14 protein-coding genes and 1 tRNA gene are annotated in these 17,372 nt (G+C 66.4%); 13 read left to right on the top strand and 2 right to left on the bottom strand.

Going from position 1 to position 17,372, the window contains the following annotated elements:
- The first annotated feature begins 11 nt into the window (after positions 1-11).
- The 6 genes from FJ946_RS08225 (at position 12) to FJ946_RS08195 (ending at position 5,717) form a co-directional block, all read left to right on the top strand.
- Positions 12-602, top strand: coding sequence for a cation transporter (locus tag FJ946_RS08225; protein WP_140491703.1), 591 nt, complete (start codon positions 12-14; stop codon positions 600-602).
- Positions 603-736: 134 nt separating this feature from the next.
- Entirely contained in the window at positions 737-1,762 is a 1,026-nt protein-coding gene (locus tag FJ946_RS08220) for a glucokinase (protein ID WP_140524358.1), read from the top strand.
- A 160-nt stretch (positions 1,763-1,922) separates the two neighbouring features.
- Complete coding sequence (locus FJ946_RS08215) at positions 1,923-3,794, top strand: ABC transporter ATP-binding protein (protein ID WP_140563776.1); 1,872 nt, start codon at positions 1,923-1,925, stop codon at positions 3,792-3,794.
- The gene (gene dapB, locus FJ946_RS08210; RefSeq protein WP_140524355.1) at positions 3,791-4,633 is read left to right on the top strand and encodes a 4-hydroxy-tetrahydrodipicolinate reductase; all 843 of its coding nucleotides are present in this window, start codon (positions 3,791-3,793) and stop codon (positions 4,631-4,633) included. The genes FJ946_RS08215 and dapB overlap by 4 nt, the downstream gene beginning before the upstream one ends.
- A 93-nt stretch (positions 4,634-4,726) precedes the next feature.
- Entirely contained in the window at positions 4,727-5,347 is a 621-nt protein-coding gene (locus FJ946_RS08205) for a 2,3-bisphosphoglycerate-dependent phosphoglycerate mutase (RefSeq protein ID WP_140514169.1), read from the top strand.
- Between the two features lie 285 nt (positions 5,348-5,632).
- Positions 5,633-5,717 (top strand) — tRNA-Leu (locus FJ946_RS08195).
- A gap of 182 nt (positions 5,718-5,899) precedes the next feature.
- Here FJ946_RS08195 and FJ946_RS08190 read toward each other — a convergent pair.
- Together FJ946_RS08190 and FJ946_RS08185 are read right to left on the bottom strand one after the other, a co-directional pair.
- Positions 5,900-6,076, bottom strand: a complete 177-nt coding sequence (locus FJ946_RS08190) for a hypothetical protein (RefSeq protein WP_181167591.1) — start codon at positions 6,074-6,076, stop codon at positions 5,900-5,902.
- A 97-nt stretch (positions 6,077-6,173) separates the two neighbouring features.
- Complete coding sequence (locus FJ946_RS08185) at positions 6,174-8,243, bottom strand: transcriptional regulator (protein ID WP_140554956.1); 2,070 nt, start codon at positions 8,241-8,243, stop codon at positions 6,174-6,176.
- A 231-nt stretch (positions 8,244-8,474) separates the two neighbouring features.
- Here FJ946_RS08185 and FJ946_RS08180 point away from each other — a divergent pair, with 231 nt between their 5' ends.
- From FJ946_RS08180 to FJ946_RS08145, 7 genes are all read left to right on the top strand, one after another.
- A complete protein-coding gene (locus tag FJ946_RS08180; RefSeq protein ID WP_140563774.1) occupies positions 8,475-9,563 on the top strand; it encodes a pyridoxal-phosphate dependent enzyme in 1,089 nt (362 codons plus the stop codon).
- A gap of 12 nt (positions 9,564-9,575) precedes the next feature.
- Positions 9,576-11,060 (top strand): aspartate aminotransferase family protein, encoded by a 1,485-nt coding sequence (locus tag FJ946_RS08175; RefSeq protein WP_140563772.1) that lies wholly within the window; start codon positions 9,576-9,578, stop codon positions 11,058-11,060.
- A 48-nt stretch (positions 11,061-11,108) separates the two neighbouring features.
- Positions 11,109-11,465 (top strand): hypothetical protein, encoded by a 357-nt coding sequence (locus tag FJ946_RS08170; protein WP_140524348.1) that lies wholly within the window; start codon positions 11,109-11,111, stop codon positions 11,463-11,465.
- 115 nt (positions 11,466-11,580) lie between these two features.
- Positions 11,581-11,952: a hypothetical protein gene (locus FJ946_RS08165; protein WP_140491675.1), complete on the top strand. Its 372-nt coding sequence runs from the start codon at positions 11,581-11,583 to the stop codon at positions 11,950-11,952.
- A gap of 107 nt (positions 11,953-12,059) precedes the next feature.
- Positions 12,060-12,686 carry a CDGSH iron-sulfur domain-containing protein gene (locus FJ946_RS08160; RefSeq protein ID WP_140563770.1) on the top strand — a complete coding sequence of 209 codons (627 nt, stop codon included), beginning with the start codon at positions 12,060-12,062 and terminating at the stop codon, positions 12,684-12,686.
- 147 nt (positions 12,687-12,833) lie between these two features.
- Positions 12,834-14,873 carry a hydantoinase/oxoprolinase family protein gene (locus FJ946_RS08155; RefSeq protein ID WP_140563768.1) on the top strand — a complete coding sequence of 680 codons (2,040 nt, stop codon included), beginning with the start codon at positions 12,834-12,836 and terminating at the stop codon, positions 14,871-14,873.
- 326 nt (positions 14,874-15,199) lie between these two features.
- The gene (locus FJ946_RS08145) at positions 15,200-17,371 is read left to right on the top strand and encodes a malate synthase G (protein WP_140563766.1); all 2,172 of its coding nucleotides are present in this window, start codon (positions 15,200-15,202) and stop codon (positions 17,369-17,371) included.
- Position 17,372 lies beyond the last annotated feature (1 nt).

Raw genomic sequence — 17,372 nt, 5'->3', positions numbered from 1 at the left:
GAGGGCCGGCATTGCAAACGCAGGATATAGGCCTTCGCCGCGTCGTCCGGTGGGTGGCCCTTCTGAACCTGGGCTACTTCATCGTCGAGTTCGCCGTGGCATCTGCAATCGGCTCCGTGTCGCTGTTCGCGGACAGCGTCGATTTCCTGGAAGATGCCTCGCTCAATTTGCTTATTCTCGTTGCCCTGGGCTGGGGCGCCCGCAGTCGCGCAAGGGTCGGCATGGCTCTGGCGGCGATTCTTCTGGTGCCCGCGTTGGCAACGCTCTGGACGGCTTGGGCCAAGTTCAACCTGCCGGTCGCGCCGTCGCCGCTGCCGCTGTCGCTTGCGGGCGCCGGGGCTTTGGCCGTGAACTTGTCTTGCGCGTTCATGCTGGCGCGCTTCCGCCATCACGGCGGCAGCCTGACAAAGGCCGCGTTCCTCTCCGCGCGAAACGACGCCTTTGCCAACGTCGCCATAATCGCCGCGGGCCTTCTCACCGCCGTGATCTGGCATTCTGCGTGGCCCGACCTGATTGTCGGCCTGGGAATTGCCGCCATGAACGCCGATGCGGCCCGCGAGGTCTGGTCCGCTGCCCGCGAGGAGCACAAGGCGGCAGCCTAGTCGCGGCCGTTGGACCTCATAAATCGGTCGTGCGCACCATCGGTTTCGAAAACCGTTTCCCTTTTCAAACTCATGCGCTAGTCAACGGGAGAACGGCAATGGGGCCGTCGGGCGCCGGGGACGGACGAGAAAGCATGCCAAACACAGGCGACGACGACACGGCGCTGCGGTTCCCGATCCTGATCGGCGACATCGGCGGCACCAATGCTCGCTTCTCGGTCGTGCTCGACGCCAATTCGGAAGCCGGCGAGCCGGCGATCGTCCAGACCGCCAGCTACAACACAATCGACGAGGCGATCCAGGCGGCGGTGCTCGACCGCTCCTCGGTCCGCCCCAATTCGGCGGTGCTGGCGGTGGCCGGCCCGGTCGATGGCGACGAGATCGAGCTCACCAATTGCCCGTGGATCGTCAAGCCCCGGCAGATGTTCGCCAGCCTCGGCCTCAGCGACATCGTCGTGCTCAACGATTTCGAGGCGCAGGCGCTGGCCGTCGTGGCGCTCGGCGAAGAGCACATGGAAAAGATCGGCGGCGGCGCGCCGGAGCCCAATGCCGGCCGCGTGGTGCTCGGTCCCGGAACCGGGCTCGGCGTCGCCGGGCTGGTGCACGCGCTGCGCCACTGGATCCCGGTGCCCGGCGAGGGCGGCCATATGGACATCGGCCCGCGTTCTAGCAGGGATTTCGAGGTTTTCCCGCATATCGAGAAGATCGAGGGCCGCATTTCGGGCGAGCAGATCCTGTGCGGACGCGGTCTGGTCAACGTCTACCGGGCGGTGGCCAAGGCGGACGGCAAGCCGTCGCCCTTCACCACGCCGGCCGAGATAACCGCAGCGGCACTTGCCAGGACCGATCCGGTTGCGCAGGAAGCGCTGGAGATATTCGTCACCTGCCTTGGGCGCACCGCCGGCGATCTCGCCTTGGTGTTCATGAGCCGTGGCGGCGTCTTTCTCACCGGCGGCATCGCGCAGAAGATCGTGCCGGCGCTGAAACAGGGCAATTTCCGCGCCGCCTTCGAGGACAAGGCCCCGCACAGCGAATTGATGCGCACCATGCCCGTCTATGTCATCACCCATCCGCTGGCGGCCCTTCTGGGCCTCGCCGCCTACGCCAGGAACCCTTCGCTGTTCGGCGTGCAGACCGCAGGCCGCCGCTGGCAGGCCTAGGCTGGGTCGCATGACGGACCAGGCGTCCGTCCGGTCCCCGCGACGAAGTTAATCAGCCGCGGGCATAGGCAAGCCGGCCGCTTGGCGCTAAGAGGGGCGCCAGAAGGGATGCTGTGTGCAGCCCGGTCTTGCCAAGCGGAAACCACGAAGCGCTCCCGATTTGACACTCCAAGCTCCACATAAGCAGAAAGCCACTCCCGGCGAGGTCTGGGCGGTGCTGCGCCGTATCATCGCCGAGAACGGCCGCGACTACCTTTGGTCCTACATCTTTGCCGGCGCCTGCCTGCTGGCGGTATCCGCCACGACCGCTTTCACCGCCTGGATCATGAGCCCGGTCGTCAACCAGATCTTTTACGAGCGGCGCGGCGATCTGATCGTGTGGATTTGCGCCGGCGTCATGGGCGCCTTTCTCGTGCGCGGTTTCGCCGGCTACGGCCAGGCGGTGACGCTGGCGACCGTCGGCAACAATCTGGTTGCGCGCTACCAGCGCCGCATCTTCGATCACCTGATGAAGCTCGGCGTCGGTTTCTTCAACGACACGAGATCGGGCCGGCTGGCGGCGCAGGTCAACGAGAACGTCAACGGCATTCGCGACCTGCTGTCGATGACGCTGACGTCGATCGCGCGCGACGGGGTGACGCTGTTCGGGCTGCTCGGCGTCATGATCTACCAGGATCCGGTCCTGTCGCTCAGCTCGCTGGTGATCGGGCCGCCGCTCATCTACACCGTTGTCTATCTGATGCGCCGGGTGCGCCGCATCACCCGCGAATCGGTGCAGATCAACTCGCGGCTGATCGGCGCCATGCAGGAAGCCACGCAAGGCATCGCCATCGTCAAGGCCTTCACCATGGAGGACGAGCTGTCGCGGCGCATCAGCCAGCTTGCCAACAGCGCCGAGCACCGCGGCAACAAGATCGCCCGGGTTTCGGAACGGCTGTCGCCGATTTCCGACATGCTGGCCGGTCTCGCCGTCACCGGCGTCATCGCCTACTCCGGCTATCGTGCGCTCGTCCTCGGGCAGCCGCCGGGCGCCGTCTTCTCCTTTATCACCGCGCTGATGCTGGCCTACGACCCGGCAAGGCGGCTGGCGCGCATGCAGGTCGGCATGGAGCGCGCGTTGGTCAATGCGCGCATGATCTACGAAATCCTCGATCTCGAGCCGCAGCAGGGCGACGCGCCGGGAGCCGCCGAGGCGAATTTCACCACGGGCGAAGTGCGCTTCAACAATGTGAGCTTCCGCTATGTCGAGGAGGCACCGGTCCTGCAGGACCTCAGCTTCGTCGCCGCCGCCGGCAAGATGACCGCCATCGTCGGCGCCTCCGGCGCCGGCAAGACGACGCTGGTGGCCCTGCTCCAGCGTTTCTACGACGTCGAGGCGGGTACGATCGAGATCGACGGCCAGGACATTTCGAAAATCACCAAGCAGTCGCTGCGCAGCTCCATCGCCTATGTTTCGCAGCAGCCCTATCTGTTCGAAGGCACCATCCGCGACAACATCCGCTATGGCCGGCTCTCCGCCACCGACGCCGAGATCGAGCAGGCCGCGCGACTGGCCCAGGCCGACGGCTTCATCCGCCAGCAGCCGCTCGGCTACGACACGCCCGTCGGCGAAAACGGCGCGTCGCTGTCGGGTGGCCAGCGCCAGCGTGTGTCGATCGCCCGCGCCATCGTCCGCCAGGCGCCGATCCTGCTGCTCGACGAGGCGACCTCGGCGCTCGACAATGAGGCGGAAGCCAAGGTCCAGGAAGCGCTGACCCACGTCATGGAGGGGCGCACCACCATCGTCATCGCCCACCGGCTGTCGACGGTGGTCAATGCCGACCACATCATCGTGCTGGAACAGGGTCATCTGGTCGAACAGGGCACCCATGCCTCGCTGATGGCCGACCCGCACAGCGTCTATTCCCGCTTCCACCGGGTGCAGGGCAGGAAGGGCCTGGGGCTTGTCGATGACGGCGCGCCGATCCAAACTCCGGCGCCAGGGCCGACGCAACCTATCGAGACGCAGGGCATCGCCGGGAGCGCGAGATGAGTGAAACGCCGACAGCCGACAGACCCGCGGGCGATATGGGCCTGGTGGTGGTGGGCGCCGCCGGCCGCATGGGCCAGACGCTGATCCGCGCCATCCACACAATGCCGGGCGCACGCGTCGCCGGCGCGATCGAGCGGCAGGGATCGCCCTATCTCGGCAAGGATGCGGGCGAGCTTGCCGGCATCGGCATCATCAATGTGCCGATATCGGACGATCCGCTGCCGGCCTTCGCAGGGGCGGACGGCGTGCTCGATTTCACCGCCCCGGCTGCGACCGTCGAATTCGCCGGCTATGCGGCGCAGGCGCGCATCGTCCATGTCATCGGCACGACCGGCTGCTCGGCCGACGACAATGCCAGGATCGCCGCTGCGGCGCGCCATGCGACGATCGTCAAGTCGGGCAATATGAGCCTCGGCGTCAATCTCCTGGCGGTGCTGGTCGAACAGGCCGCGCGCGCACTCGACGCCGGGGATTTCGACATCGAGATCCTCGAAATGCATCACAGGCACAAGGTCGACGCGCCGTCCGGCACCGCTCTGCTGCTGGGCGAAGCCGCCGCCGCGGGGCGTGGCGTGCCGCTTGCCGGCAACGATGTGCGCGTCCGCGACGGCCACACCGGCGTGCGCAAGCCGGGCTCGATCGGCTTCGCAACGCTGCGCGGCGGCTCGGTGGTCGGCGACCACAGCGTCATCCTGGCCGGCACCGGCGAACGCATCACGCTGGCCCACCATGCCGAGGACCGCACCATCTTCGCCCGCGGCGCCGTCAAGGCAGCCCTGTGGGCGCATGGCAGGAAGCCCGGCCTTTACTCGATGCGGGACGTGCTCGGGCTTGCCTGAAACGACCCCGGACCATCTTCATCCCCATGCAATTCCAGACAGAAAACCGCTTCCCACTTCTGCTGGAATTGCTCAGATCCCAGAGGAGCAAAAATGTCGAGAACCCTCGTGCTCGTGCGCCATGGCCAGAGCGAATGGAATTTGAAGAATCTCTTCACCGGCTGGCGTGACGTCGACCTGACCGAACAGGGCCACGCCGAGGCCAAGGCAGCCGGGCAGAAGCTCAAGGCACGCGGCCTGAAGTTCGACATCGCCTTCACCTCGGCGCTGGTCCGGGCGCAAAAAACCTGCCAGCACATTCTTGACGCCGTCGGCCAGAGCGACCTGAAAACCGTCCGCGACCAGGCGCTGAACGAGCGCGACTATGGCGACCTCTCCGGCCTCAACAAGGACGACGCGCGCAAGAAATGGGGCGAGGAACAGGTGCATGTCTGGCGCCGCTCCTACGACGTGCCGCCCCCCGGTGGCGAAAGCCTGAAGGACACCGGCGCCCGCGTCTGGCCTTATTACCTGCACGACCTCCAGCCGCATGTGCTGCGCGGCGGCACGGTCCTAGTCGCCGCCCACGGAAATTCGCTGCGTGCGCTGATCATGGCGCTGGACGGCAAGTCGGGCGAGGAGATCGTCAAGCTGGAGCTCGGCACCGGCGTGCCGGTCATCTACACGCTCAACGCCGATTCCACCGTGGCGTCGAAGGAAGTGCTGGAGGGCTGACCGGCAAGCGTCCCGGTCACCAAATTGTCAAAGTCGGCGCCGCCCCTCATTGTCCTGCCGGACATTTCTCCCCGTATAGTGACGGGGAGAAAGGGCTGGCCGCAACGCTGGTGATTGGCGAAACCGTTGATGAAAGCGCCCCTCTCCCCGTCACTATACGGGGAGAGGATGCCGGCAGGCAGGTGAGGGGCGGCGCCAACGCCCGAAACTGAGCCGGCGCGCGGCAGCCCTCGAAAAAAAACCGCGTTGACACGCACCGCTTGCCCGCTTATTGAGCCCGCACCAGCCCAGATGGCGGAATTGGTAGACGCGCACGGTTCAGGTCCGTGTTCCGCAAGGAGTGGAGGTTCGAGTCCTCTTCTGGGCACCAAATTCCCGTCTCTGAACCGTTCGACGGTTCAGAGACTCGCAGAAAAAGCCCGGCTCGTCCGGGCTTTTTTGTTGCCTGTGCGACCGATCGCATGGTCATTCCTGCCAACAGAAAGCCGCGGGGACTTGCCCGACATCATGCGCACGCCTGCCGGGGAACGTTCGCTGTCGATGGCCGTGCCCTTATCGCACGGAGCCTGTCACCGTCCGGTCGATGGCGGGAACGGATTTGCGGTCGTTGCCGGCAAGTGCGGCTATGATCAGCAGGCTGGCGACGACCGGGACGAACAGGACCGCCACGCGGGCTTGTACGTAAAGAATGGCGCGCCATTCATTGCGCTTGTCAGGGCTGTCGCTCATCATACACTCTCTGTCATGCCCCTCCCGGGCGCTGACATAGCGACGAACGGTTAAACAACCCCTTCCGAAATCGTTAATCGGCGGGAATTGCGCGGGTTCAGTTCAATCCGATCCGCTTTGCGCCTTGCCGGAACAATGCCTCCGCGTCCGCCTCGAAACGGAACGTGCCGATGAAATCGTCGGCGCGGTAGTCCGGCAGCGCCTTGCGGAGGGCGGCGGCGAAATTGCGTGCCTCGTCGAGCCGCCCGGCCAGCGCCAGGCAGTGTGCTGCTATCGCCAGGATGATGGCGTGGGCATTGGGCCGCGCCGCCGCCTTCAGCGCCCATTCTGCCGCTTCCTCGAACTGGCCGAGCCGCACATGCGACATGGCGCGCGCGCCCAGCATGCCGAACAGCAGCGGGTCGAAAGGGCTGAGATGGCGCGAATGGTCGGAAGAGCCGATCGCCGCCTGCGGATCGCCTGACTGCGAGTGGACGAAGGACAGCGCATAGTGGCCGAGCGCGAAATTGGGGCTGAGCTCCACTGCCCGTTCCAATTCGAAGAGCGATCCGTCCTGTTCGCCGCGCAGCCACAGCGCCCGGCCCATCGCCCAGTGCGCGGCAGGGTTCTGTTCGTCAACCAGGAGACTGTGCCCCGCTGTCTCGTAGGCTAGCGCGCTTTCGTGGTCGCGGTCGCCCCAGCGCTGGAAAGCGCTTTGCCAATGGGTGAAGGACAGGCCGGCATGGGCGCGGGCGAAGGTCGGGTCGAGCGCCGTCGCCACGCTGAAGAAATGCTGCGCCAACTCGTTTTCCGGCTGGGTGAAGCGATACATGTGCCAGAGGCCGCGGTGATAGGCCTCCCAGGCGTTGAGCGAGTTGGGCGCCTTCAGCATGGCGCGGTTGCGCTCGACCGTCTCGATCTCGGCCGAGATAGACGAGACGATCGCGTTGCCGATATCGTCGAGCACGCCGAAGAGATCGTCGGCCCGGCGCTCGAAGCTCTCGGCCCAGACGATCCTGGCCGTGCGAACCTCGATGAGCTCGACGGCGATGATGACGCGGCCGGCCACGGTGCCCACCGTGCCGGTGGCGACATAGTCCACATTCAGCTGCCGCCCCGCTTCCTGCGGCGCGATGTTTTTCTCGGCGAGCGCGAAGACCGAGCCGCGCGCGATGACGAAGAAATCCCTGAGCTTGGCCAGACGCGTGATGATGTCATGGGTCAGGCCGTCGGCGATCCCGCCGCGCGTGCCGCAAGGGCCGGCAGTCTCGACGAACGGCATCACCGCCAGCGAGGCGTGGCTGGGCTCCACGCCCGCCGGAGCGGGCGACGGCGGCGATGCCGCGATGCCGGCGGGCTGCGCCGAAAGCCGATCTACCGCCGGCCGATCTATCGACGGCCGATCTTCCGCTGGCCGATCTTCCGCTGGCTTGTCGCGCAGCGCCTGCCAGGCCGCGCGCACCGGTCCGAAGTCGAGCCCTTCCGATTGGAACAATTGCGCCGTCGCCGTCAGGTGCTGCTCGGCCGCGCCGATGGCGCCGCGCCCGGCCAGATGCGTGAGCAGCGCCAGATGCGCGCGGCCGTCGAACGGCGCCAGCTCCACCCACCGGTCAAGACCGGCTGCTGCCGCCTCCGAACCGGGCGGAACCGCCGCGACAAGGTGCTCCAGCACGGCGGCGTGAGACGACTGGAAGCGGCGGCGCTGCGCGATCAGCCAACTCTCGAAAAACGGACTGCGGTCGAGCTCCAGACCGTCGAGAAAGTCGCCGGCGAACAGCTCCGACAGCGATCGAAGGCGCTCGGCGTCGAGCGAGGCGATCCCTTGCGCGGCGGCGGCGCTAACCTCTAGCGCGTCGACGAAACAGCCGTCGAGGCGCAATGCGACCGTGTCGTCCTGTGTCTCGACCCGACGGTGCCCCGGCTCGTCGAGGACGGCGCGAAGCTTGCTGAGGCACCAACGCAACTCGCCCCTGGGGTCGTTCGGAACATCCCACAAGAGCTCGCACAGCCGAGCGCGTCCCACCGGATGCGGGGCCAGCGCCAGATAGGCAAGCAGCGCGCGCAGCTTGCGCGATGCCGGCAATTCGGCCCGCACGCCATCGCGTACGACCGCGAACGGCCCGAGCAGGCGCACGGCAAGAGCGGGCTTGCCGCGATCCAGGCTCGGTCGAGCGGATTCCACGTGCATTTCCACGCTTGCTCCCACGCTTCCTCCCACGTTGGCCGGTCGGCCCTCGTTTTATCACCGAACACGGCATGAACGCACCCGGTTGCGAGTTGCGCGCCGGGATGCGGGCAGCCGCATTGCCGGCACGTCGAGCGACCCTAGCGCGGCAAGGTCTCGAAACCTCGCCGCCCAAGCCGCCGGTTTGTAACCGGCCCGTGACCGCAAGGTACCAACACAGACGAGGAGACAGATATGTTGCAGCAAGCAAGAATCAGAACCACGGCCGGCCGCGGCCGCCTGTTCGACAGCATTTTGGACACGGTCGGCGACACGCCGGTCATCCGCATCAACAATCTTGGCCCGGCCCACGCGACGATCTACGTCAAGGCCGAGTTCTTCAACCCGGCTGCCTCGGTGAAGGACCGGCTGGCGCTCAACATCATCGAGGAGGGCGAGCGCAGCGGCGCGTTGAAGCCGGGCCAGACCATCGTCGAGGCGACCAGCGGCAACACCGGCATCGGGCTCGCCATGGTCTGCGCGCAGAAAGCCTATCCGCTGGTCGTCACCATGGCCGACAGCTTTTCCGTCGAGCGCCGCAAGCTGATGCGCATGCTGGGTGCCAAGGTGGTGCTGACGCCGCGCGCCGAAAAGGGGTTCGGCATGTACAAGAAGGCCGTGGAGCTGGCCGAGGCCAATGGCTGGTTCCTGGCGCGACAGTTCGAAACCAGGGCCAACGCCGCCATCCACGAGGCGACGACGGCGCGCGAGATCATCAATGATTTCGCCGGCTCGCGGCTCGATTGCTTCGTCACCGGCTACGGCACAGGCGGCACCGTCGTCGGCGTGGCGCGCGTGCTGCGCCGTGAGCGGCCGGATGTGCGCATCATCCTGTCCGAGCCGGCCAACGCCCAGCTCATCGGCAGTGGCAAGGTGCAGCAGCGCGGTGCCGACGGGGCGCCCGCCGCCAGCCACCCGGCCTTCGAGCCGCATCCGATCCAGGGCTGGACGCCTGATTTCATCCCCAACGTGCTGCAGGAAGCGGTCGATGCCGGCCTCTATGACGAGGTGATGCCGATCGCCGGGCCCGAAGGCATCAAATGGGCCAAGGCGCTGGCGCGGAAGGAAGGCATCTTCACCGGCATTTCCGGCGGCGCCACCTTCGCCGTGGCGCGGCAGGTCGCCGAGAAAGCGCCGGCCGGATCGGTGGTCCTGTGCATGCTGCCCGACACCGGCGAACGCTACATGACGACGCCGCTGTTCGACGGCATCGATGCCGAGATGGACGCCGACGAGACGGCGCTGTCGCGCTCGACGCCCGGCTGCCAGTTCCCGGCGACTTGACGGGAGGCTGTCATGGACGTCGCGCAGGAAACCCTTGGCACTGTGGCCGAGGAGACGCTTGACCCCCTGGACTGGGCCGATGTGCAGGCCCTGTCGCACCGGGTCATCGACGATGCCGTCGACTATCTGCGCGCCGTGCGCGACCGCCCGGTCTGGCGGGAGGTGCCGGCTGACGTGAGGGAGGTCTTCGCCGCACCCCTGCCGCGAACGCCGGCGCGGCTGGCCGCCGTCTATGGCGAGGTCTCCCGCACCGTGATGTCATACCCGATGGGCAACATCCATCCTCGCTTCTGGGCCTGGTACATGGGCTCGAGCAACTTCACCGGCGCGCTCGGCGATTTCCTGGCGGCGATCCAGGGTTCCAACCTCGGCGGCGGCAACCATGCCGCCGGGCTGATGGACTGCCAGGTCGTCAACTGGTGCAAGCAAATGCTGGGGTTTCCCGTCTCGGCCAGCGGCACGCTGGTCAGCGGCGGTTCGATGGCAAACATGATCGGGCTGACGGTGGCGCGCAACGTCAAGGCCGGCATCGACGTGCGCGAGCACGGCGTTGCCGCCATCGAGAAGCCCCTGCGCTATTATGGCTCGGACCAACTCCATTCCTGTCACCGCAAAGCCATGGAGGCGCTCGGCCTCGGCAACCGGGCCTTGCGGCGAATACCGACCGGTGCCGGGCTGCGCATCGACATCGCCGCCTTGCGGGCGGCAATTGCCGAGGACCGCCAGGCGGGCTTCAAACCGGCCTGCGTCATCGGCAATGCCGGCACCGTCAACACCGGAGCGATCGACGACCTGCGGGCGCTTGCCAAGCTGGCGCATGAGGAAGAGCTCTGGTTCCATGTCGATGGCTGCATCGGCGCCCTGGTCGCCATCGCTCCGCAGAACGCCCATCGCGTCGCCGGCATCGAATGGGCCGATTCGATCGCGCTCGATCCGCACAAATGGCTGCACGCGCCGTTCGAGGCCGGCTGCGCCCTGGTCAGGGACGCCCTCGCGCATCGCCGTACCTTCGCCGTGACGCCCGAATATCTGGAATCGACGCCGCGTGGTCTCGCCTCCGGCGAATGGCTGCACGACTATGGTTTGCAGACGTCGCGCGGCTTTCGCGCGCTCAAAGTATGGATGGCGCTGAAGGAGCATGGCATCGACAAATTCGGCCGCCTGATCGACCAGAACATCGCGCAAGCGGCCTATCTCGCCGGACTGATCGAGGACGAGCCGTCGCTGGTGCTGATGGCGCCGACCACGATCAACATCGTCTGCTTCCGGCATCGGCTTGCCGGGGCGTCCGGCGAGGAGCTTAAGCGGTTCAACACGGAGATCATGCTGCGTTTGCAGGAACAAGGCATTGCGGCACTGTCGGACACGACGGTGCAAGGCCAGCATTGCCTGCGCGTGGCGATCACCAACCACCGGACCCGGCGCGACGATCTTCACCTGCTGGTGCGGGAAACGCTGCGGCTGGGACGCCAGATCGCGGCGGAGGCGGCTTCCTAGTTCGCGGCGGCCATGCGAGTCTGCCCGCATGATTCGAAAGGTCCAATCGTGACGCTCTTTCGCGCGGCCACACTCGCGGCATTGGTTTTCACCACCTCGGCTGGGGCTGCCGACATGGCTTTCTTCGTCAAGAACCAGCGCGGGCAGGCCGTTGCGGTCGAACTGTTCAGCCGCGACCGCGAAACGGTCTGGCCGGGCGACGACAAGGTGTTCCTGATCGATCCCGGCTCACGCAAATCGGTGCCGATTTCGTGCAATGAGGGTGAACGCATCTGCTACGGCGCGTGGGTCAACGGCAATGACGCCATCTCGGCCGGCGTCGGCCCGGACAACGACCGGCCCTGCGACGATTGCTGTTTCATCTGCGTGCACCATTCGACCGAGACCGTCGACCTGGTGGAGTAGCGCCAATCTCCCCAAAATTAGTCCGGGATTGTCGCGGTCGCCCCCTTTAGCGATCGCTCGCCCCGTGCAATGCCCGCAAGGCGGCCGGGTGGGCCGTTTATTTTTGGGGGATATCATGTTCTACGCCTATGCGCGCCGCTCGCTGGCCGCGCTGTCTCTTGCCATGCTGCTGGTGCCGTCGGCCCATGCCGGCGACGTCACCTTCGCCATCAAGAACAGCCATCCCAATGCCATGCGCCTCGAGCTCTACAGCCAGGACCGCGACTATGTGTGGCCGGGCAACGGCAAGGATTTCTACCTCGATGACGGCGAGACCAGGCAATTGCCGGTCTCCTGCGACGAGGGCGAATCGATCTGCTACGGCGCCTGGGTCGACGGCGACGAAGGCACCTATTGGGGCGTCGGCCCCGGCGACAAGGAAAAATGCGACGATTGCTGCTATACCTGCAGCGGCGGCGAGACCGAGGAGATCGAACTGGTTCCCTGACCGGCTTGCCAGCTTGACGCTTTTCCTGCCTGGGGCATAGCCTGCAAGAACAGCACCCAAAGCACGCCGCATCCAGGCGGCGTGCGTCAGGCAACAGGAGCAAGGCGATGGCAGGTCCGGTCGAGGGCGAGAAGATAGACGTCGGCTTTGCCGGCCGGCGCTGCATCCATTCGCGCAATTGCGTGCTGGGCGATCCGCATGTCTTCGTGCCGAACGCGCCGGGAGAGTGGATCCATCCCGACGCGGCCAGCGTCGAGAAGATCGTCGCCATTGCCGAAAGCTGCCCGTCAGGCGCCATCACCTATGTCAGGAAGGATGGCGGGCCGCAGGAAAGGCCGCCGGTGGTCAACACCGTGCGCATCAGGGAAAACGGCCCGCTGGCCGTCCACGCCGAGATTATGCTCGACGGCGAGACGTTACACCGCGCCACGCTCTGCCGCTGCGGCGCGTCGCAGAACAAGCCGTTCTGCGACGGCAGCCACAACAAGTCAGGTTTTGCCGCCACCGGCGAGCCGGGGCTGAAGGACACGCCGGCGCTGGACGCGCGCGACGGGCCACTCAAGGTTACGCCGACGAAAGACGGGCCGCTCAAGCTCGAAGGCAATGTCGAAATCGTCACCGGCACCGGCCACACGGTCGACCGCACGCAACGCGCCTTCCTATGCCGCTGCGGCCATTCGGCGAACAAGCCGTATTGCGATGGGTCGCATAAAAAGGTTGGGTTCGTGGGGTAGGTTGACCCTGCCATTGAAGCTGCCAATCTCCCCCCTCGTGGGGGAGATCGAACCCCTCCCGTGGCCCAGCGCTCTCAGCTTTATCGTCCGGCCGCTATAGGTTAAGGGCGAGAAGCATTTTCCTATCTGCTCGGGCCATCATCAGACATGACCAAGACCAAGCCAAAACCTCTTTTCCTCGGCATCGACACCGGCGGCACCTACACCGATGCCGTGCTGTGGTCTGAAACCGAAGGCCCGCAGAGCGGGCCGAACAAGGGAAAGGTGCTGGCCAAGGCCAAGGCTCTGACCACCAGGCACGATCTCGCCGTTGGCATTTCCGGCGCCGTCGACGCGGTTCTGGAAAAAGCGGTCACCGATCCGGCCGCCATCAAGCTTGTCTCCATGTCGACGACGCTTGCCACCAACGCGCTGGTCGAGGGCCAGGGCGGCCGCGTCGCGCTGATCATGATCGGCTTTTCCGAGGCGGACCTTGCCCGCGATGGGCTGAAGGCGGCATTGGGCACCGATCCGGTCGTGTTCTGCCCTGGCGGTCATGATGTGCACGGCAATACCGCCAAGCTCGACCTGTCCGGGCTCGAGGCGGCGCTGCCCGGACTCGGCGGCTCGGTCTCGGGCTTTGCCGTCTGCGCCTATTTCGCCACCCGCAACCCGGCGCACGAGATCGCCGCCCGCGAGCTGATCCGGGAGAAAACCGGCCTGCCGGTCACCGCGAGCCATGAATTGTCGGCCAAGCTCGGCGGCCCGCGCCGGGCGCTGACGACGCTGCTCAACGCCCGGCTGATCTCGATGATCGACCGGCTGGTGGCGGCGACCGAAGGCTTTCTCGAGGCGCGCGGCATCGCCGCGCCCCTGATGGTGGTGCGCGGCGACGGTGCGCTGGTGTCGGCGGCGTTCGCCCGCCAGCGGCCGATCGAGACCATTCTCTCCGGCCCGGCCGCCAGCCTGGTCGGCGCGCACCACATGACCGGATTGGAAAACGCGGTGGTTTCCGACATCGGCGGCACCACCACCGACGTTGCGGTGCTCGACAAGGGACGGCCGCGGCTCGATCCGGAAGGCGCCACCGTCGGCGGCTTTCGCACCATGGTCGAGGCCGTCGCCATGCGCACCTTCGGCCTCGGCGGCGATTCCGAAGTGGCGTTGGAAGACGGCGCTCTCAACCCCAGGCTCCTGCTTGGACCGCGCCGGCTGGTGCCGCTGGCGCTGGCCGGCATGGTGCATCGCGAGGCGGTTCTGGCGGAACTCGAGCGCCAGCTGCGCGCGCCGAACACCGGCCGCATGGACGGCCGTTTCGCGGTGCGCACCGGCGTGCCCGACCGTCTTGCCGCCGGGCTGACGGCTCCGGAAGCAAGGCTCTATGAAGCGATCGGCGCAATGCCCTTGCCCCTCGACAGGCTTTTGACCTCGAATGCCCAGAACGCTACCCTGAACCGCCTGGTGTCGCGCGGGCTGGTGCACATTTCAGGTTTCACCCCGTCGGATGCGGCGCATGTGCTTGGCAAGCAGGCGAACTGGGATGCCGCGGCCGCCCGCCTCGGCGCAGAGCTGTTTGCCCGCAAGCGCGACGGCCGCGGCCAGGCGATCGCGGCCTCTCCCGAGGCGATTTCGGAGCGCGTGCTGGCCGCGCTGACGCGCTGGTCGGCCGAATATATCCTTCAAACCGCCTTCGCCGAGGACGGGCTCGACGGTGCGTCCACCGTGGCGCATGCGCTGGTGCAGCGCGCCGTCGACGCGCATCCCGGCATTGCGCGCCTGAGCGTCGCGCTCGACCGGCCGGTGATCGGCCTCGGTGCCTCCGCGCCGCTGCACTATGCCGGACTCCCGCCATTGGTCGGCAATGACTGCGTGGTGCCTGATGACACCGACGTCGCCAACGCGCTCGGCGCCGTTGTCGGCCAGGTCCGGGTATCGGCGGAGGCGCGCGTCAGCCAGCCCAAGGAAGGTCTGTTCCGTCTTGCCTCGGGCGAAACCGTGCGCGATTTCCTCGACGAGGCGGCGGCGATCGCGGCCGCCGAGGCCGATGTGCGCAGCATCGCTGCGCAGCGCGCCAGGGATGCCGGCACTGACAGCGCCGAGATCGACGTCGCAACCGAATTCCGCGTCTCCACCGTCGAAGCCCAGCGTATGTTCATCGAGGCACATGTGGTGGCGGTGGCTTCGGGCAGGCCACGGATCGCGGTGTGATGGAGGGTGTAATCTCCCCCCTTGTGGGGGAGATGGCCGGCAGGCCAGAGGGGGGCGCTGTCCCGCCAGCGTCTCGGAGCAGCGCCCGCTCATACTCGACGTCGACCGACTGCACGAAATACCGAAACTTGCCGAGGTCGGCATTCCTTCGCGCCCCCCTCTGCCCTGCCGGGCATCTCCCCCACTTGGGGGGAGATTGGCAGCGTCGCCGCCGGCACCAAGCCTAAAAACCGCGCCTACCTGCCTTGCCTTCACCCTAAGCTGAATTGACCCTGCACTCCCAACATGCCAAAGGCCCGCGAAAGCCTTTCATCTGGAGCAGCCTGATGACCGATCGCGTCGAAATCGCCGGATTGCGGATCGCCCGCGAACTTCATGACTTCGTTGTCAACGAGGCCGCTCCGGGCACCGGCATCGATCCGGACAAATTCTGGAACGGCTTTTCGGCCATCGTCCACGACCTCGCGCCGAAGAACCGGGCACTGCTGGCAAAGCGCGACGCTATCCAGGAAAAGCTCGATGACTGGTATCGCGCCAATGGCGCGCCGGTCGACATGGAAGCCTACAAAACCTTCCTGAAGGAGATCGGCTATCTCGTCCCCGAAGGCCCGTCCTTCTCGGTGACGACCGAAAAGGTCGATCCCGAGATCGCCGTCGTCGCCGGGCCGCAGCTTGTGGTGCCGGTGATGAATGCGCGCTATGCGCTCAACGCCGCCAATGCCCGCTGGGGCTCGCTCTATGATGCGCTTTACGGCACCGACGCGATTCCCGAGACGGACGGCGCCGGGAAGGGCAAGGGCTTCAACCCCGCGCGCGGTGCGAAAGTCGTCGCCTGGGCCAAGGACTTTCTCGACCAGTCGGTGCCGCTCACATCGGGCAAATGGGCCGGCGTCAACGGCCTTTCGCTGGCCAATGGCGCGCTGCGGCTCAGCGCCGGCGCCGGCTCGACCACCCTTGCCGATGTCAGGCAGTTCGTCGCCTATCGCGGCGATGCCGCCAACCCGCAAGCCGTGCTGCTGGTCAGCAACGGCCTGCATATCGAGATATTGATCGACCGCGACAACCAGATCGGCCGCACCGATCCGGCCGGCATCGCCGACATCATCCTGGAATCGGCGCTGACCACCATCCAGGACTGCGAGGATTCGGTCGCGGCGGTGGATGCGCAGGACAAGGTCGTCGTCTACCGCAACTGGCTCGGCCTGATGAAAGGCGACCTGGCCGAAGAGATCACCAAGGGCGGCCGGACCTTTGTCCGCAAGCTCAACCCCGATCGGTCCTATACCTCGCCCAATGGTGGCACGGTGACGCTGCCCGGCCGCTCGCTGATGCTGGTCAGGAATGTCGGCCACCTCATGACCAATCCGGCGATAACGGACCGAGACGGCAACGAGGTGCCGGAAGGCATCATGGACACCGCGCTGACCGCGCTGATCGCGCTGCACGATATCGGGCCGAACGGCCGCCGCGCCAATTCCCGCGCGGGCTCGATGTATGCCGTGAAGCCCAAGATGCATGGACCCGAGGAAGTCGCCTTCGCCGTCGAGATATTCGATCGCGTCGAGGCCCTGCTCGGCATGGACCAGAATACCGTCAAGATGGGCATCATGGACGAGGAGCGGCGCACCACCGTCAACCTCAAGGAGGCGATCCGCGCCGCCAGGGAGCGCGTCGTGTTCATCAACACAGGCTTCCTCGACCGCACCGGCGACGAGATCCACACCTCGATGGAAGCCGGCCCGATGATCCGCAAGGGCGACATGAAGCAGGCCGCCTGGATTTCCGCCTACGAGGCCTGGAATGTCGACACCGGGCTGGAATGCGGGCTTGCCGGCCATGCCCAGATCGGCAAGGGCATGTGGGCGATGCCGGATTTGATGGCGGCGATGCTCACCGAGAAGATCGCCCACCCCAGGGCCGGCGCCAACACCGCCTGGGTGCCTTCGCCGACCGCGGCGACGCTGCACGCCACCCACTATCACAAGGTCGATGTCCACGCCGTCCAGGCGGCGCTGAAGAGCCGGCCGAAGGCCAAGCTCGACGACATCCTGTCGGCGCCGGTCGCGGTGCGGCCCAACTGGTCTCCGGCCGACATCCAGGCGGAACTCGACAACAATGCGCAAGGCATTCTGGGCTATGTCGTGCGCTGGATCGACCAGGGCGTCGGCTGCTCGAAAGTGCCCGATATCAACGATGTCGGCCTGATGGAGGACCGCGCCACGCTGCGCATCTCCTCGCAGCACATCGCCAACTGGCTGCACCATGGCGTCTGCACGGCCGACCAGGTGATGGAAACGATGAGGCGCATGGCTGATATCGTCGACCAGCAGAACCAAGGCGACCCGCTCTACCGGCCGATGGCCGCCGATTTCGACGGCTCCGTCGCCTTCCAGGCCGCCTGCGACCTCGTCTTCAAAGGCCGCATCCAGCCCAACGGCTACACCGAACCGGTGCTGCACGCGCGGAGGCTGGAACTGAAGGCGAAGGGAGCGGCCTGAA

The organism is Mesorhizobium sp. B2-4-7 (assembly GCF_006442685.1).
GTDB lineage: Bacteria > Pseudomonadota > Alphaproteobacteria > Rhizobiales > Rhizobiaceae > Mesorhizobium.
Note: the sequence above shows the minus strand (reverse complement) of the source record. Positions and strands in the feature narration are given on the sequence as shown.

What these genes read in the sequence shown, in the direction of transcription:
- FJ946_RS08220 (WP_140524358.1), top strand. Translation starts at nt 737, where the DNA reads ATGCCAAACACAGGCGACGACGACACGGCGCTGCGGTTCCCGATCCTG.
- dapB (WP_140524355.1), top strand. Translation starts at nt 3,791, where the DNA reads ATGAGTGAAACGCCGACAGCCGACAGACCCGCGGGCGATATGGGCCTG.
- FJ946_RS08205 (WP_140514169.1), top strand. Translation starts at nt 4,727, where the DNA reads ATGTCGAGAACCCTCGTGCTCGTGCGCCATGGCCAGAGCGAATGGAAT.
- FJ946_RS08190 (WP_181167591.1), bottom strand. Translation starts at nt 6,076, where the DNA reads ATGAGCGACAGCCCTGACAAGCGCAATGAATGGCGCGCCATTCTTTAC.
- FJ946_RS08185 (WP_140554956.1), bottom strand. Translation starts at nt 8,243, where the DNA reads ATGCACGTGGAATCCGCTCGACCGAGCCTGGATCGCGGCAAGCCCGCT.
- FJ946_RS08180 (WP_140563774.1), top strand. Translation starts at nt 8,475, where the DNA reads ATGTTGCAGCAAGCAAGAATCAGAACCACGGCCGGCCGCGGCCGCCTG.
- FJ946_RS08175 (WP_140563772.1), top strand. Translation starts at nt 9,576, where the DNA reads ATGGACGTCGCGCAGGAAACCCTTGGCACTGTGGCCGAGGAGACGCTT.
- FJ946_RS08165 (WP_140491675.1), top strand. Translation starts at nt 11,581, where the DNA reads ATGTTCTACGCCTATGCGCGCCGCTCGCTGGCCGCGCTGTCTCTTGCC.
- FJ946_RS08160 (WP_140563770.1), top strand. Translation starts at nt 12,060, where the DNA reads ATGGCAGGTCCGGTCGAGGGCGAGAAGATAGACGTCGGCTTTGCCGGC.
- FJ946_RS08155 (WP_140563768.1), top strand. Translation starts at nt 12,834, where the DNA reads ATGACCAAGACCAAGCCAAAACCTCTTTTCCTCGGCATCGACACCGGC.
- FJ946_RS08145 (WP_140563766.1), top strand. Translation starts at nt 15,200, where the DNA reads ATGACCGATCGCGTCGAAATCGCCGGATTGCGGATCGCCCGCGAACTT.